General features: G+C 43.6%; 14 protein-coding genes, 2 tRNA genes and 1 rRNA gene. 11 read left to right on the forward strand and 6 right to left on the reverse strand.

Translation table 11 applies throughout. The annotated features are described in order from the left end of the window. Nucleotides 1–22 precede the first annotated feature (22 nt). The 4 genes from trkA to def form a co-directional block, all read right to left on the reverse strand. The gene (gene trkA, locus GNIT_RS00080; RefSeq protein ID WP_014107057.1) at nucleotides 23–1,402 is read right to left on the reverse strand and encodes a Trk system potassium transporter TrkA; all 1,380 of its coding nucleotides are present in this window, start codon (nucleotides 1,400–1,402) and stop codon (nucleotides 23–25) included. 69 nt (nucleotides 1,403–1,471) lie between these two features. Continuing rightward, nucleotides 1,472–2,905, reverse strand: coding sequence for a 16S rRNA (cytosine(967)-C(5))-methyltransferase RsmB (rsmB, locus tag GNIT_RS00085; RefSeq protein ID WP_014107058.1), 1,434 nt, complete (start codon nucleotides 2,903–2,905; stop codon nucleotides 1,472–1,474). Continuing rightward, on the reverse strand, nucleotides 2,902–3,843 hold the full coding sequence (fmt, locus tag GNIT_RS00090) for a methionyl-tRNA formyltransferase (protein ID WP_014107059.1): 942 nt from the start codon (nucleotides 3,841–3,843) through the stop codon (nucleotides 2,902–2,904). Before fmt ends, rsmB begins: the two co-directional genes overlap by 4 nt. 19 nt (nucleotides 3,844–3,862) lie before the next feature. Beyond that, complete coding sequence (def, locus tag GNIT_RS00095; protein WP_014107060.1) at nucleotides 3,863–4,372, reverse strand: peptide deformylase; 510 nt, start codon at nucleotides 4,370–4,372, stop codon at nucleotides 3,863–3,865. A 243-nt stretch (nucleotides 4,373–4,615) separates the two neighbouring features. Here def and GNIT_RS00100 point away from each other — a divergent pair, with 243 nt between their 5' ends. The 8 genes from GNIT_RS00100 to aroE all read left to right on the forward strand — a co-directional run bounded on the left by GNIT_RS00100 (nucleotide 4,616) and on the right by aroE (nucleotide 11,609). Further along, nucleotides 4,616–5,689: a LysM peptidoglycan-binding domain-containing protein gene (locus GNIT_RS00100; protein WP_238526920.1), complete on the forward strand. Its 1,074-nt coding sequence runs from the start codon at nucleotides 4,616–4,618 to the stop codon at nucleotides 5,687–5,689. Between the two features lie 92 nt (nucleotides 5,690–5,781). Then, nucleotides 5,782–6,999: a DNA-processing protein DprA gene (gene dprA / locus GNIT_RS00105; RefSeq protein ID WP_014107062.1), complete on the forward strand. Its 1,218-nt coding sequence runs from the start codon at nucleotides 5,782–5,784 to the stop codon at nucleotides 6,997–6,999. 2 nt (nucleotides 7,000–7,001) lie between these two features. Next, nucleotides 7,002–7,478: a DUF494 family protein gene (locus GNIT_RS00110; RefSeq protein ID WP_014107063.1), complete on the forward strand. Its 477-nt coding sequence runs from the start codon at nucleotides 7,002–7,004 to the stop codon at nucleotides 7,476–7,478. Nucleotides 7,479–7,480: 2 nt separating this feature from the next. Continuing rightward, nucleotides 7,481–8,104 carry a DNA topoisomerase family protein gene (locus GNIT_RS00115; RefSeq protein WP_014107064.1) on the forward strand — a complete coding sequence of 208 codons (624 nt, stop codon included), beginning with the start codon at nucleotides 7,481–7,483 and terminating at the stop codon, nucleotides 8,102–8,104. A gap of 42 nt (nucleotides 8,105–8,146) precedes the next feature. Then, entirely contained in the window at nucleotides 8,147–8,701 is a 555-nt protein-coding gene (tsaC, locus tag GNIT_RS00120) for an L-threonylcarbamoyladenylate synthase type 1 TsaC (RefSeq protein ID WP_014107065.1), read from the forward strand. A gap of 44 nt (nucleotides 8,702–8,745) precedes the next feature. Next, a complete protein-coding gene (gene hemF, locus GNIT_RS00125) occupies nucleotides 8,746–9,660 on the forward strand; it encodes an oxygen-dependent coproporphyrinogen oxidase (RefSeq protein ID WP_014107066.1) in 915 nt (304 codons plus the stop codon). Between the two features lie 192 nt (nucleotides 9,661–9,852). Then, nucleotides 9,853–10,554, forward strand: coding sequence for an OmpW/AlkL family protein (locus GNIT_RS00130; protein WP_014107067.1), 702 nt, complete (start codon nucleotides 9,853–9,855; stop codon nucleotides 10,552–10,554). 203 nt (nucleotides 10,555–10,757) lie between these two features. Next, nucleotides 10,758–11,609, forward strand: a complete 852-nt coding sequence (aroE, locus tag GNIT_RS00135; RefSeq protein WP_014107068.1) for a shikimate dehydrogenase — start codon at nucleotides 10,758–10,760, stop codon at nucleotides 11,607–11,609. Between the two features lie 4 nt (nucleotides 11,610–11,613). Here aroE and GNIT_RS00140 read toward each other — a convergent pair whose 3' ends face one another. Together GNIT_RS00140 and GNIT_RS00145 are read right to left on the reverse strand one after the other, a co-directional pair. Further along, nucleotides 11,614–12,144 carry a gamma carbonic anhydrase family protein gene (locus GNIT_RS00140; protein WP_014107069.1) on the reverse strand — a complete coding sequence of 177 codons (531 nt, stop codon included), beginning with the start codon at nucleotides 12,142–12,144 and terminating at the stop codon, nucleotides 11,614–11,616. Between the two features lie 99 nt (nucleotides 12,145–12,243). Beyond that, nucleotides 12,244–12,861: a LysE family translocator gene (locus tag GNIT_RS00145; protein ID WP_014107070.1), complete on the reverse strand. Its 618-nt coding sequence runs from the start codon at nucleotides 12,859–12,861 to the stop codon at nucleotides 12,244–12,246. A gap of 532 nt (nucleotides 12,862–13,393) precedes the next feature. On the opposite strand from GNIT_RS00145, the gene GNIT_RS00150 reads away from it, so the two are divergent. From GNIT_RS00150 to GNIT_RS00160, 3 genes are all read left to right on the forward strand, one after another. After that, a 16S ribosomal RNA gene (locus tag GNIT_RS00150) occupies nucleotides 13,394–14,926 on the forward strand. 99 nt (nucleotides 14,927–15,025) lie between these two features. Then, a tRNA-Ile gene (locus GNIT_RS00155) sits at nucleotides 15,026–15,102 on the forward strand. Between the two features lie 103 nt (nucleotides 15,103–15,205). Then, nucleotides 15,206–15,281: transfer RNA gene (locus GNIT_RS00160), tRNA-Ala, on the forward strand. The last annotated feature ends 363 nt before the right edge of the window (nucleotides 15,282–15,644 follow it).

Genomic DNA, 15,644 nt, shown 5'->3' on the forward strand with positions numbered 1-15,644 from the left:
TTAAGCGCTATGCTTATGAACTCTATCCGAAAAATAGGGCGCTTGGTTGGAATAACTTTTCCACATCCCAAATAAACTTCTTGTCGACTAAGAAGAGTATCACGTGGTCATTTGCTTTAATGATGGTGTCACTGTGCGCAATGATCACTTCATCTTCGCGAACAATCGCGCCAATGGTCGTTCCGGGAGGCAGCTTAATATTTTGAATTTGCTTACCGACAACTTTCGATGTGCTTTCATCACCATGAGCAATCGCTTCAATTGCCTCGGCGGCGCCGCGTCTTAACGAATATACGTTGACAATATCACCGCGTCGAACGTGCGTTAACAAAGCGGAAATAGTGGCCTGTTGCGGTGAAAACGCGATATCAATTTCGCCGCCCTGAACTAAGTCAACATAAGCACTGCGCTGTATAAGTACCATCGCTTTCGCCGCGCCCATGCGTTTCGCAAGCATTGCCGACATGATATTTGCTTCGTCATCGTTGGTGACAGCAATAAAGGCGTCCACTTGCTCGACGTTTTCTTCGCTTAACAAACTCGCGTCTGAAGCGTCGCCATGAAAAACAATGGTCTTGTTCAACATCGTTGACAGTTCTTTCGCACGCTCGGCGTTGAACTCAATCAATTTAACATTATGTTTATTTTCAAGACGCTTAGCTAAGCCTGCACCAATTAAACCGCCACCGGCGATCATAATGCGTTTATAGCTCGACTCTAACTTTTGAAGCTCACTCATTACAGCACGAATATGCTTAGTATCTGCAATAAAGAACACTTCATCATCTGCCTCAATGACAGTTGAACCTAATGGGCGAATAGGTTTGCCGCGACGATAAATTGCTGCAACTCGCGTGTCTACATTCGGCATGTGCTCTTTCAATGCAGAAAGTGCATGCCCAACCAATAAACCACCGTAGTACGCTTTTACCGCAACCAGGCTGGCTTTCCCCTCGGCAAACTCAACTACCTGTAATGCGCCGGGATAATCAATTAGGCGCTTTATTGCTTTGGTGACAAGTTGTTCTGGTGCAATCAAATGATCAATTGGAATGTCGTTATGTTTGAATAAATGCTCTTGATAAATGATGTACTGTTCAGAGCGTACGCGGGCAATTTTTGTTGGGGTTTTGAAAAGACTGAACGCAACTTGGCACGCCATCATATTGCTTTCATCGCTATTAGTAACAGCAATCAACATGTCAGCATCTGCTGCACCGGCTTTTTTGAGTACATCGGGATGTGAGCCTACACCACATACAACCTGTAAATCGAGTCTATCCTGCAGGTTTCGCAACGTGTCCATATCTTGATCGATGATGGTAATTTCGTTCTTCTCGCCAACAAGATTCTCGGCTAATGTGCCGCCAACTTGTCCTGCGCCGATGATGATGATTTTCATTGCCTTATTTCCTAACCCTTAGGTGACTTGAGAACGTGTGCTTGAAGTCTACATGCCCTTAAGCTTTATTCAGCAAGACTTTAGCAGTCTTGCATAATAGAAACCATCCATTTGTGCTTGGCCGGGCAAAATTTGCAAACCGGGGCATTCAGCTGTGTCATTTTCATGCATCGGTAATAAACTGGCGTCGGCTTGAGTCGCCAAAAACTCGGCAATTTGATACTCATTTTCTTGTTTCAATATGGAGCATGTAGCGTAAAGCAATATACCGCCGGGTTTCACTCGCTGCCAAATTTGTGCCAAAATACGTTTTTGCAATGCCACTGTCGTGTCAATATCGGTCGCTTTCCTCAGCCAACGAATATCGGGATGACGGCGAATCACACCGGTAGCGGAACAAGGCGCATCAAGCAAAATACGGTCGTATTGCTTGTCTTTTAAAACGCGTGTTAATGCTTCTTCACTTTCCGCATCGACGACATATAAATTGAGCCTGTCGCCAAATTCAATATCGTGACCCAAACGCTGCATATTTTCGTCAATACGTTCAAGGCGTTGGCCATCGTTATCGATTGCGTCTAAGCTTCCGAGCAGCGGTTGGCTTTCTAATATATGTGCAGTTTTTCCGCCCGGTGCGGCACAGCAATCTAATACGTCATCATTCGGCTGTACGTCTAATAATTCAGCGGCAAGTTGGGCTGCTAGATCTTGCACTGAGAATAAGCCTTCGGCAAAGCCCGGAAGCATAGTAATATCGGTACGTTTGATAAGTTTGATAGCGTTTTCGGTTTTTACCTTCAAAAAACTAAGCGGTATCTCATCTGTTTCTGCTGCTTCAAACTCAATACCTTGGGCATCTAATTGACTACTATAGTTTATGCTACTTCCCTTTAATGCATTTACCCTTAGCCAAAGAGGTGGGCGAGCATTAATTTGCTCCGCAATGTCATGCACTTGTTCAGGATAGTGTTGCAGTAGTTGTTTATGCAGCCACTTCGGCAAGCCAACTTGAATATGCGGCACGTTAATTTCTTGTTCTGACAAAGCTTCTCGTTGAAAGCTGCGCAAATTAGCATTCACTAGGCCTTTCAAACGATGTTGGTCCAATGCCGCACAAGCCTCTACCGTTTCTGAGACAGCTGCATGTTCAGATGTACGAGTGAAGACCAGTTGATAAAAGCCAAGCATAATTAAATGTTCGACAATTTTCTGCTCGCCCTTTAGCGGCTTTGAAAGTAATTGGCGAAGCCAATATTGCAGTTTGGGTAATTCACGTAAGCAGCCAAACACCATTTCTTGTAGCCAAGCGTTGTCTTTTCCTTCGTGTCTATCGAACACTTTGGGCATGACTTCTCTTGATGATTTACCATGTTCCAATATCTGGAAAAGTACCCAAGCGGCATCTGCTCGAAGGTGTGGGCGATGATGTAGCTGATATATACTTGTGCTTTTATGTTTGAAAGCTGATTTTGAGTTGCTTTTGTTGTTCTGCGATTGCTTCATGCTAAGCGCTGACCAACAACGAACATGTCTGGTTTTCCATTAATTATGTCTGCCACCGATTGTGCTTTTTTGCCGGGAATTTGAATATTTGAAAGTAATAAGTTGTGCTCCGAGGTAGCAACCTCAATACCGTTTTTATCCACGTTTACAATAGTGCCCTCTGGCAAGACATCAAAAGCCTCGACTACTTCAACCTGCCATACTTTGATTGATTCATCGTTGTGCGTAAACCAAACTACTGGCCAAGGATTAAAAGCACGTACGTTTCGTGCTAATTGCTGAGCGTTCAACGACCAGTCTATGCGAGCTTCTTCTTTCGATAATTTGTGCGCATAGGTAGCTTCATCATCGTTTTGAATCGACGGCGATAGGTTCTCTAAATTTTCTAGCGTTTCAATAAGCGCCTGCGGACCCAGTTCCGATAAGTCTTCATAAAGCGTTGCGCTGGTAGCAGCTCCAGTGATTGCCATACTTTTTTCAAGTAATACAGCACCGGTATCTAAGCCCTCATCCATTTGCATTATGCTAATGCCGGTGAATTTATCACCAGCCCATATTGCACGTTGAATTGGAGCGGCTCCTCGCCATTTAGGCAGCAACGAGCCGTGGACATTTAAGCAACCTAGTTTTGGAGCATCTAGCACTGCTTTAGGCAATATAAGACCGTAAGCAACCACAATCATGATATCGGCATTCAAGGCCGCAAACTGCTGCTGTACTTCTTCATTTTTAAGTGATGCAGGCTGATAAATCGCTGTGCCGTTATTCAGCGCTAATGTTTTTACTGCACTTGGCATCAGCTTTTTACCACGACCAGCGGGTCGGTCAGGCTGTGTATAAACGCCTATTACATTATGTTCGCTAGCGTAAAGCGCCGCTAGGTGCTTAGCAGCGAAATCCGGTGTGCCAGCAAATACAATGTTCAATGAATTGGCCAATATAGTGATGTCCTTATTGCTAGTATTTTGCTGCCAGTTTGGCTTCTTTCTCGAGCTTCGTTTTAATTCGATTGCGTTTGAGTGGCGATAAATAATCTACCAACAATTTGCCTTTCAGGTGATCGAGTTCGTGCTGAATACAAATCGCCAGTAAGCCATCGGCTTCAAGTTCAAACGGTTTGCCATCTCGGTCAAGTGCTTTAACCGTGACTTTTTCAGCTCTTTCTACTTTCGCGTAGTTATTTGGAACCGATAAGCAACCTTCTTCACTTATTGTTGTACCATCCATTTTTGTGATTTCTGGATTGATAAAAACGCGAGGTTCATTCTGCTCATCAGACACGTCCATGACCACAACACGTAGGTGAACATCAATTTGTGACGCTGCTAAGCCAATACCTTTTTCGTCTTTCATGGTATCGAACATGTCGTCCACAAGCGTTTGGATTTCTTTGTTAACTTCCTCTACAGGCGCTGCTACAGTGCGTAGTCTCTCGTCTGGAAAGGTTAATACAGTTCTTACTGCCATTTCTAAAACCACTCATCTAGTCAGTATTAAAAAATATACTATTCATGCAGAATAGTTATTTAAACCTTGCACATATTGTCTATTCTACCGCATAAGCGATAGTCTGTGGACTAGATATGGGGTTAATTTTTTAAAAAATAAACCGATAACTAAGTTAATGGACATAAAATATAACTGTCTGTGGCATTTCTAGCCCGAAGTACAGGCGACTCACGAGTACATAAGAGTAGTATAAGAATGACTATGATGAAAAAATTATCGATGCTAAGCCTGATTGTTTTTGGGATATTTATGCTAAGCATCAAATCGGCACTGGCAGATATCATAAATATAAAGACAGATGCACCACAAACGTATGTCGTTGAAAAAGGCGATACACTGTGGGATATATCAAACTTGTTTCTCGATCAGCCTTGGTTGTGGCCAGAGTTATGGCGCAACAATACGCAAATTGAAAATCCACATTTAATCTATCCAGGTGATGTTTTGCGTTTACGTTACGTCGATGGGCAACCGGTAATGGAAATTGTTAGGGATAAGAAGTCACTGTCGTTATCGCCTGAGTCGGTCACCCGAACTAAACCGTCGCCTATCGGTGTGTTGCCTTGGAAAGTACTTGGACCGTACTTTAAGAACGACAGCATTATCGATCTTGAGGCGTATGATGCGCTGCCAAGACTATTAGGTGATAGCGAAGGCACAACGACGTTTGTGAAGAAAGATTTTGTACTGAGCCATAAGCCTGTGAATGCAGATACCAATTACACCATTATTCGTAAGAGTAAGTTGCTTAAGGACGAAGAGGGAACTGTTATTGGCTATCAAGTAAAGAACGTGGGCGAAGTTGAGTTAATGAACTCAGGTTCAGGTAAGCAACAAATTGTGCGACTTGTGAAAAGTAACCGTGAAGCCCGTCCTGGTGACAAACTAAGACCGGTTGAAAGCATTGATACCTCTGATTTGATATTACAAGCGTCGACCACACAAATGGGGCGTATCATCGCTAACATTGAAGACCGTTCTTTGATTGGTAAGCGTGATGTAGTAGTTATTTCACTGGGGGCTGCAGACGTTAAGCCGGGTATGGTAATGGGGATCTATGCACAGGGCCCAGCCATAATGGACAGTGAAAAGCCACGATACGAGCTTGGTCAAAGCGTAGTTAAAGAATTATTCAGCGCGAGCGAGAGAGTTGAGCAGCCAGCCTTTAAAATTGGTGAGCTGATTATATTTAAAACGTTCGACAATGCGAGTTACGCTTGGATAACGCAGGCTGACAAGCACATGCAGGGCGGAGAATATTTAGGGAAACCTTAATAGCTCGTCACAGCATGTAAAATTTTAAAAACAAGTAGCTAAGGCTACTTGTTTTGTTTTAGGACTGTAATTACGAACCAAGGAAGGTTTATATGATTAATTCAGAAGAAGACATACGCTATTGGTTAGCCTTAACCGCATTGCCTAGTATTGGTATTACAATACTCTTGAAAACGGCAGCGAAGTTTAGCGTAAGCATGTTCGAATTAGGTACTTTGGATAAAGAAAAGTTGGAATCAGTGGGTTGGCGTGCTGAACAAATAGCCTGTTTACGTGAGCCTCATCCTTTCACTCAACGATGCATATCCTGGTTGGCAGCGGCTGACAACCGAAGCATTATTAGTTACCAATGCGAAGAATACCCTGAGCGGCTCAAACAAATCGCTCAGGCTCCGCTGTTGCTTTTTGCTGATGGTGATCACGGTCTACTGTCAAAGCCGCAACTCGCAGTGGTTGGCAGTCGCGCTCCAACACATAATGGTTTAACCAATACTCACACCTTGTTAACCGACGTTTTAATGCAATCCGACTTGGTAATTACCAGTGGTTTGGCCTTGGGCATCGATGCCCGAAGTCATATTGCAGCCTTGGATCTTTGTCAGAGCACGCATGAGAACACACGACTAAGCCGCAGAACCATAGGTGTACTTGGCAATGGAATTGATGTTATTTATCCCAAAAGACATGCGCAGCTATATGAACGAATTCGCCAAAACGGACTCTTGGTTAGCGAGTTTCCGCCAAGCATAATGCCATCACCAAAACTCTTTCCGCGACGAAATCGAATTATCAGTGGATTGAGTTTAGGCACATTAGTCACTGAAGCTAGGATTAAAAGTGGTTCACTCGTCACGGCTAAATACGCAATCGAGCAGGGCCGCGAAGTGTTCGCTATGCCCAGTAATATAAATAATAAACAAGCCGAAGGTTGTCACTGGTTAATTAAGCAAGGAGCAAAGCTATGCGAATGTGCTCAAGATATCTTCGATGAGTTGCCTGAACTAATCTTAAAACACGCACAAAAACAGCAGGCTGGAAAAAAACCAAAACAAAACTTGGCAACCACCAAATTGTTAGATAGTGTAGATAAGGCATCTAATCGTGGTGATGCTCTGCGCTTCGCGGAGCACAGTCAAATAGACGACTCATCTCCGATATTGCAAGCGGTCGATTTTGATGTCACCCCAATCGATGTTATTGCTATGCGCACCGGCCAGTCGATTTCGACATTGTTTGTTGAGTTATTAGAATATGAGTTGCGCGGTTTTGTAGCCTCCACTTCCGAAGGTTACCTTAAATTGAGGGGCTAATTATGTTTGATATCCTCATGTACTTGTTCGAAAACTTAGTACACAGTGAGAGCGAGTTTAGAGTCGACCACGATGAATTAACCGATGAGTTAATAAATGCGGGTTTTCATCACGACGAAATCTACAAAGCCTTAGCTTGGGTTGAAAAGCTGGCGGCACTGCAAAAAACCGACGCAACACCTTATTTGTCTCGAGTGGCTGTTCCCAATAGCACAAGAGTCTACACCGCTGAAGAACAAATGCGCCTGGATGTTCAATGCCGCGGTTTCTTAATCTTCCTAGAGCAAGTAAAAGTCCTGGATATCAGTACCAGAGAAATGGTGATTGACCGCACAATGGAGATTGAATCTGCAGAGTTTTGCCTAGAAGATCTGAAGTGGGTGATACTGATGGTGCTATTTAACGTGCCGGGTAAAGAGTGGGCTTATGAGCAAATGGAAGATCTTTTGTTTGAAGCTCAAGAAGGACCTCTTCATTAATAATGGCTAAGATTGATCACTCCTTATTTTCTGCCGATCAACACGCCCTCGACGAAGCTTATGGTAAATGTCCTGAATGTGAGGGGCAGCTTCTTTTAAAGCACGCTAATAAATCCTCTTTCCTCGCGTGTCAGAACTACCCAGTTTGCAAGCACACACAGCAATTACATAAAAATGATGTCACGGTTCTTAAAGTGATGGACGGAACCACTTGTCCTGAATGCGCAGAACCTTTGGCAGTAAAAAAAGGCCGATATGGTATGTTTATCGGCTGCACTGGCTTTCCGGACTGTCATTTTATTGCTACCAGAGACATGGTAACTAAAGATGGTGTTGTTAAAAGCAACACAAATACAGCAGATGCCAACGGAAACGAGCAGTCTGCGGTAGCATTATCTTGTCCAAAATGCCGTCGTGGCACATTAGTAAAACGTCAAAACAAGTTTGGTAAGTATTTTTACGCTTGTGACGACTACCCAAAATGCAAATATATGGTAAATTCCCTCCCCGTTGATAAGGCCTGTGAAAGTTGCGGTTGGAAAGTGCTTGTGCAGGTCGATAAAAATCACCCCGAAAAAGGATTAATTTGTCCGCAGGTGAACTGTCAGCATAAACAATCACTATAATCTTTATTATCCACTGCAATTTGTTATTTTTGGGACCTTTTTATGCAATCGCTTATGCAGTCATTTGAAAATGCTTTTCGTCATCATCAGTGTTTTGCCTATCCTACAGAGGCCGTTTTTGGCTTAGGGTGTGACCCTCGCTCGGAATCGGCGATGATGGAAATTCTTGGCTTAAAATCTCGTCCAGTTGAGAAAGGTGTGATCTTGATCGCTGCTAGTTTCGACCAGCTGAGGCCGTTTGTGCACATAGATAAGCTGCCGCTCGAACATCAACAAAAGGCATTCGACTCTTGGCCCGGCCCTTTTACATGGTTGTTGCCCAAAAGCGAACTTACGCCTAGTTGGGTAAGTGGCGATTCAGATCTCGTGGCAGTTCGAGTCAGCAATCATCCATTGGTACAAAAAATGTGCCTATTGGTTGACAGCCCAATGGTATCGACTAGCGCTAATCCAGCCAGCATGGAGCCTGCGCGCTCAAGCAGCGAGGTACGCTCTTATTTTGGCGATGAATTACTTATTATTGATGGGAGCTTGGGCGAACAACAAACCCCTAGCACGATTATTAATGGACTCAATCTCGAAACCTTGCGAGCATAGCGCAACAGGTTCAATATTATTACATAAGGGTGGTTTTCAGGCCGATGGTATCTCAGCAACAAATTGATGAAGTAAAAGCATTTTTACTCAAACTCCAAGATGATATTTGTCAAACTTTAGAGTTAGCGGATGGAAAAGGCTCATTTCATCAAGATGAATGGGTGAGAGAAGAGGGTGGCGGTGGTCGTTCTAGAGTGCTAACAAAAGGGTCTGCTATTGAGCAAGGTGGAGTTAATTTTTCTCATGTATATGGCGATAAAATGCCAGCTTCGGCTACCGCATCTCGCCCAGAGTTAGCTGGTCGTCGGTTTCAAGCAATGGGTGTGTCTTTAGTTATTCATCCTCACAATCCTTATGCACCAACTTCGCATGCAAATGTCCGTTTCTTTATTGCCGAAAAAGAGGGAGCTGAACCTATTTGGTGGTTCGGTGGTGGTTTTGATTTAACCCCTTCATTTGCATTTAAGGAAGATTGCATTCACTGGCACAAAGTGGCTAAAGCAATTTGTGACCCTTACGGCCAAGACGTTTATGCAAACTACAAAAAGTGTTGTGATGACTACTTTTACTTAAAACACCGCAATGAAACTAGAGGTATTGGAGGTCTCTTTTTTGATGATCTCAACGAAGACGGTTTTGAAACTAGTTTTGCTTTTATGCAGGATGTAGGCAATGGTTTCCTTGATGCTTACGTGCCTATTTTAGAGAATAGAAAGAATACTTCATACACTCAGAAAGAACGTGATTTTCAGCTTTATCGTCGTGGACGATATGTCGAATTTAATTTGGTTTACGATCGCGGCACCTTATTCGGTTTGCAAACCGGAGGTAGAACGGAATCTATTCTCATGTCGATGCCACCGTTAGCGCGCTGGGAATATAATTATCAACCCTCTCCTGATTCTCCTGAAGGCAAAATCCAAGCGTTTTTGAAACCAAGGGACTATTTAAACGAATAGAAAGCAAGCTAGAATCTGCTTTCGCTATCTAATTCCATTGACGTGGATCAAGTGAGGGCGTAAGAATCTTCGGTAACTTCTAAAGCTTAATCCAGATCAATAATATTAATTTTTCTCGCATTAGGATAGGCGCCATTAAAGGCTAACGCCTAAACAGTTTCTATCCTTTGTATAACTTAAGCGAGAACTCATATGAAAAACACGTTCAAAAAAACAGTCCTTTCTGGTGCTGTACTGCAAGGCATCGTTTTAGCCAGCTTGGCTCTATCTGGCAGTGCAATGGCCTATGAAAAAGGCGACTTCATTGTTCGCGGTGGCTTTACTAATGTATCCCCTAACGACGATGCATCAAACATTTTTGCCGGTGGCTCCGACTTAGGTGTGAGTGTGAATGTCGATAGCAATACACAAATCGGTTTGAACCTTGCCTACTTCGTAACCGACTACGTCAACATTGAAGTACTAGCGGCTACGCCATTTAAACATGATGTTAACTTCAGTGTGGCTGATCCCTTGGGCACAGGCAATCAATTAGGTGAAGTTAAGCATTTGCCACCGTCAGTGACAGCTAACTATTACTTCATGGACTCGTCATCTGCTTTTCAACCTTATATTGGCGCGGGTCTTAACTTTACGATTTTCTTCGATGAGAAATTTACAAATGCTAATAAGACAGCCGGGTTAACTGACTTAGATTTAGACAACTCTTTCGGTCTAACGGCGCAACTCGGTGCTGATTATAAAATTGATGAAAAGTGGCACTTAAATGCATCTGTTCGTTACATTGATATTGATACAGAGGCAAGTTTCAAAGTTGGCGACGCAGATGGCTATGTTAGTGATATCCAAATTGATCCAACGGTTATTACTGTGTCCTTAGGCTACACTTTTTAATTTTGATTAAGCTTTGAATAAGTGAAATACAAGGCCTGATTTCGGTAACCTCCTGAACTCAGGTCTCTCACTTTCTTCTAAATACCCATTTTGATTTCGATATCGGTATTATTGTTGAGGCAATAAAACCGTGCACAGGGTTAATTTTAATTAGCTTTCATGTATCCTCTTGTCATGTATTCCAATTTAAAGTTAAGAACTTCGTGCCAGAAAATTCCACATCTATTAAAAAGCTCGCAGTATTCGGCAACCCAATTGCGCAGAGTAAATCGCCGCTAATTCATCAAATGTTTGCAGAGCAGTTTAATATGACAATTAGTTATGAGCGTATTTTGGGAGAGGAACTTACTTTCAAAGACCAGTTAACTGATTTTTTTGCTGACGCTAATGCGGTGGGCGCTAACATCACTATGCCTTTCAAAGAAGCGGCAGCCAACTGGGCGCATGAGAAATCGACAGGGGTAACAAAAGCAAATGCTGCGAATACTTTAATTAGGCAGCCGAATGGGTTTCGTGCTGAAACAACGGACGGCAAGGGCCTAGTGTCTGACTTGTTGCGAAACAACATATCTTTAACTAGCAAAAAGGTGCTGCTAATTGGCGCTGGCGGAGCAGCTCGCGGAGCTATCGAAGATTTATTGTCTGAGCATCCAGCTCATATATACATAAGCAATCGAAGTGCATTGAATGCGCAGCGGCTAGTTAAAATTGCTCATGATAAAAGAGTAAGCGCAGTGACTGAAAATGAATGCCAAGAACTGAGCGTTGATGTGATCATTAATGCTACGTCACTCAGTTTGAATGGTAAATTTCCCGCTGTAGGGGATGCTATATTTTCTAGTCACCCTGCGGTTTACGATATGGTCTATCAAGATGCAGATACGTGTTTTATTAAAAAAGCAAAAGCACTCGGCTGTACAAAGGCGTTTGATGGATTAGGTATGCTGGTGGGTCAGGCTGCCGAGAGTTTTTATTTGTGGTTTGGTCTACGACCCGACGTTGAGCCAGTGCTCGCGCGTATGCGACAAGAACTGACTAGTAGTACAAAATTGTAGGGTGCTATTGTCCCAGATACTCGCGACTCAACTCAACGTAGTTAATAGCACTCTGTTTTAGAAAAGCCATTTCAGCGTCATTTAGCAGTCTCTTTTTAACCGCTGGATTGCCGACATATAAATAACCACTTTCCAGCACCTTGTTTGGCGCGATTAATGATCCCGCGCCGATAAAAACATCATCTTGCACAACAGCGCCGTCCATTATAATGGCACCCATTCCAACTAAGATTCTATTTCCTAACTGACAGCCATGCAGCATACACTTATGCCCAACGGTGACATCGTCACCAACAATAAGTGGAAAGCCCATTGGATTTTGCTTCGACTTTCGCGTCACATGCAATACCGAACCATCTTGGACGTTAGTGCGCTTTCCAATTCGAATAACATTAACGTCACCTCTTGCTGCAACCAATGGCCAAATGCTGCTTTGCTCACCTAAACTGATGTCACCCACTAATACCGCGCTTTCGTCTATATAGACAGAACTGTCAAACGTCGGAGTGATACTGCGATAGCTACGAATTGCCATGAAAAACCCTTGTACAAATAAAATGCGATATCAAAGTATAAAGAGTATAAAGGGCTCAGAGTGAATTAAAAAGAGTTTAGGCAAGATAATGGGGTCAGGTTAAGAAAGCGCTAACCATATCCCAACACCCGCTAATAAACTCCCCGCAATCCTATTTAGCCAAACCGCGTTGTTTCCGCGATTTAGCAGGCGTTTTAAGCCTTTGCCGCCATTTGCATATATAAGCATGCAAATGATTTCGCTCAGCATGATGATAATAAGTAGGACTGAAAACTGAAGAGCTATAGGTTTATCTAGTGAGATGAATGGGGGAAGTATTGAAACCATAAACGCCCAACCTTTCGGATTGGCGACGGCCGTAACGTAGCCTTGAGAAATAAGGTTCTTAGCAGAAAGTTGACTATTGTTAATATCGTTCTGTGACAAATTTGCATTGGCTCGCCACATTTTAATACCCAAATAGACGAGGTACGCTCCACCTATCCATTTAAACCAAGAGAACAACACTGGATAGTTGAGCATGATACTTGCCACACCTAGTACCGCCAGTATTGCAACTGTTGCAACTCCAAAGACTTCACCAAGCATCATCCACATTGTCCTTCTTACACCAACACTCATGCCTAATGTCATTGCGAGTGTCATGCACATACCAGGAGTAATAGAGATAAAAAACCAAGTTGGGATAAAAACGACAAGGATAGCTATATCAGGCATAAGGACTTATTTCGGAGTGTTTGATTATGTAATGTGCCTCTATTATTCATCAATATGATAAGAGTTACATTATAATAAACGTCAATCGTTAAGTTTATTCAGAGAATTTGTTCTCAAACTGTAAGTAAAAGATGCTTTTTTGAGCCTTTCGTACTAATAACCAACAAACGAGCATAAAAATTACATTTTTTTGCAAAAGGGGCTTGAACAAGTGTTTTTAATCTGTAGAATGCGCGCTCTGTTCAAGGGAGGCAGCCAAACAGCAGTTTGCTGGTTCGCACGAACAGGATGTTTTAGGGCAGTTTGAATTGGTTTTATCGTTTACTTCGGTTAAAAATAAATTCAAATTAAATTGCAAAAAACCTTGACAATAAAAACGATGCAGGTAGTATACGCATCCCGCTTGAGACGGCACATAACGTGACTTTCAAGCCGCAAAGAAGCTGGCATGTTCTTTAACAATTTATAACAAGACAATCTGTGTGGGCACTCATTAAGAGTGTCGACAACAAAAAACGATTTACAAAAAATTTAATTGAAGAGTTTGATCATGGCTCAGATTGAACGCTGGCGGCAGGCCTAACACATGCAAGTCGAACGGAAACATGTCTAGCTTGCTAGATGATGTCGAGTGGCGGACGGGTGAGTAATGCCTGGGAATTTGCCTTTGTGTGGGGGATAACCATTGGAAACGATGGCTAATACCGCATGATACCTACGGGTCAAAGGGGGCTTCGGCTCCCGCGCAAAGAGAAGCCCAGGTGAGATTAGCTAGTTGGTGAGGTAAAGGCTCACCAAGGCGACGATCTCTAGCTGTTCTGAGAGGAAGATCAGCCACACTGGAACTGAGACACGGTCCAGACTCCTACGGGAGGCAGCAGTGGGGAATATTGCACAATGGGCGAAAGCCTGATGCAGCCATGCCGCGTGTGTGAAGAAGGCCTTCGGGTTGTAAAGCACTTTCAGTTGTGAGGAAAGGTTGACGGTTAATACCCGTCAGCTGTGACGTTAGCAACAGAAGAAGCACCGGCTAACTCCGTGCCAGCAGCCGCGGTAATACGGAGGGTGCAAGCGTTAATCGGAATTACTGGGCGTAAAGCGCACGCAGGCGGTCTGTTAAGCTAGATGTGAAAGCCCCGCGCTCAACGTGGGATGGTCATTTAGAACTGGCAGACTAGAGTTTTGGAGAGGAGAGTGGAATTCCAGGTGTAGCGGTGAAATGCGTAGATATCTGGAGGAACATCAGTGGCGAAGGCGACTCTCTGGTCAATAACTGACGCTCATGTGCGAAAGTGTGGGTAGCGAACAGGATTAGATACCCTGGTAGTCCACACCGTAAACGCTGTCTACTAACTGTTTGTGGATTTAATCCGTGAGTAGTGAAGCTAACGCGATAAGTAGACCGCCTGGGGAGTACGGCCGCAAGGTTAAAACTCAAATGAATTGACGGGGGCCCGCACAAGCGGTGGAGCATGTGGTTTAATTCGATGCAACGCGAAGAACCTTACCTACTCTTGACATACTTGGAATTTTTCAGAGATGAATTAGTGCCTTCGGGAACCAAGATACAGGTGCTGCATGGCTGTCGTCAGCTCGTGTCGTGAGATGTTGGGTTAAGTCCCGCAACGAGCGCAACCCTTGTCCTTATTTGCCAGCATTAAGTTGGGTACTCTAAGGAGACTGCCGGTGACAAACCGGAGGAAGGTGGGGACGACGTCAAGTCATCATGGCCCTTACGAGTAGGGCTACACACGTGCTACAATGGCGAGTACAAAGGGATGCAAACTGGTGACAGTAAGCGGACCCCTTAAAGCTCGTCGTAGTCCGGATTGGAGTCTGCAACTCGACTCCATGAAGTCGGAATCGCTAGTAATCGTAGGTCAGCATACTACGGTGAATACGTTCCCGGGCCTTGTACACACCGCCCGTCACACCATGGGAGTGGGATGCAAAAGAAGTAGTTAGTCTAACCTTCGGGAGGACGATTACCACTTTGTGTTTCATGACTGGGGTGAAGTCGTAACAAGGTAACCCTAGGGGAACCTGGGGTTGGATCACCTCCTTACTATTAGTTGCGCGTTCTTAATGCAGTGTTCACACAGATTATCTTGTTATATAAAAGAAAGAGTAAAAAAGTAGTTTAGGCAATATAAGCCTGCAACATAGGCTTGTAGCTCAGCTGGTTAGAGCGCACCCCTGATAAGGGTGAGGTCGGCAGTTCAAGTCTGCCCAAGCCTACCATTTTGTGATTTTTACTGCGTTGGACGCCACCTCATGTGCAAAAGCACACTTCGGTAGCTTCCGCCTTGTTAAAATCCCAAAATACATTTTTACTCGCATGTAAGGGGCTTTAGCTCAGCTGGGAGAGCGCCTGCCTTGCACGCAGGAGGTCAGCAGTTCGATCCTGCTAAGCTCCACCAATTTCTGTGATGGAAATTGACCTTACATGAAAAGGCAACAACCTTAATGAATACGCATATTGAATGTTTATCCATTAAGGTTTTTTAAACCTTAAAAGTGACGCATTAGTGTGTCACTGTTCTTTAACAATTTGGAAAGCTGATAATTAGTAATCAATATTTAACGAAAGAGTAATTGATGAATTAAATTCAACTTAGGTTGAATGAGATTCTTTCAACGCTACTCTATCTGACAAAGTGTAAGTGATTGATGTCATTAACCGTCATTAGGCGAGTGATACATCGGTTGCGTAGAAGTTTCCGCTGAAAGGCGCGAAAATTCTACACGATATTTGATTAGCAAAACTTGTCATGCATACGACT

Origin of the sequence: Glaciecola nitratireducens FR1064 (genome assembly GCF_000226565.1) — a bacterium.
GTDB classification, from domain to species: domain Bacteria; phylum Pseudomonadota; class Gammaproteobacteria; order Enterobacterales; family Alteromonadaceae; genus Glaciecola; species Glaciecola nitratireducens.

Bases quoted from the DNA above. Each gene is read 5' to 3' on its own strand.
- GNIT_RS00145 (WP_014107070.1), bottom strand. From the start codon at position 12,861: ATGCCTGATATAGCTATCCTTGTCGTTTTTATCCCAACTTGGTTTTTT.
- GNIT_RS00130 (WP_014107067.1), top strand. From the start codon at position 9,853: ATGAAAAACACGTTCAAAAAAACAGTCCTTTCTGGTGCTGTACTGCAA.
- dprA (WP_014107062.1), top strand. From the start codon at position 5,782: ATGATTAATTCAGAAGAAGACATACGCTATTGGTTAGCCTTAACCGCA.
- GNIT_RS00110 (WP_014107063.1), top strand. From the start codon at position 7,002: ATGTTTGATATCCTCATGTACTTGTTCGAAAACTTAGTACACAGTGAG.
- tsaC (WP_014107065.1), top strand. From the start codon at position 8,147: ATGCAATCGCTTATGCAGTCATTTGAAAATGCTTTTCGTCATCATCAG.
- trkA (WP_014107057.1), bottom strand. From the start codon at position 1,402: ATGAAAATCATCATCATCGGCGCAGGACAAGTTGGCGGCACATTAGCC.
- GNIT_RS00115 (WP_014107064.1), top strand. From the start codon at position 7,481: ATGGCTAAGATTGATCACTCCTTATTTTCTGCCGATCAACACGCCCTC.
- def (WP_014107060.1), bottom strand. From the start codon at position 4,372: ATGGCAGTAAGAACTGTATTAACCTTTCCAGACGAGAGACTACGCACT.
- rsmB (WP_014107058.1), bottom strand. From the start codon at position 2,905: ATGAAGCAATCGCAGAACAACAAAAGCAACTCAAAATCAGCTTTCAAA.
- GNIT_RS00140 (WP_014107069.1), bottom strand. From the start codon at position 12,144: ATGGCAATTCGTAGCTATCGCAGTATCACTCCGACGTTTGACAGTTCT.
- hemF (WP_014107066.1), top strand. From the start codon at position 8,746: ATGGTATCTCAGCAACAAATTGATGAAGTAAAAGCATTTTTACTCAAA.
- GNIT_RS00100 (WP_238526920.1), top strand. From the start codon at position 4,616: ATGATGAAAAAATTATCGATGCTAAGCCTGATTGTTTTTGGGATATTT.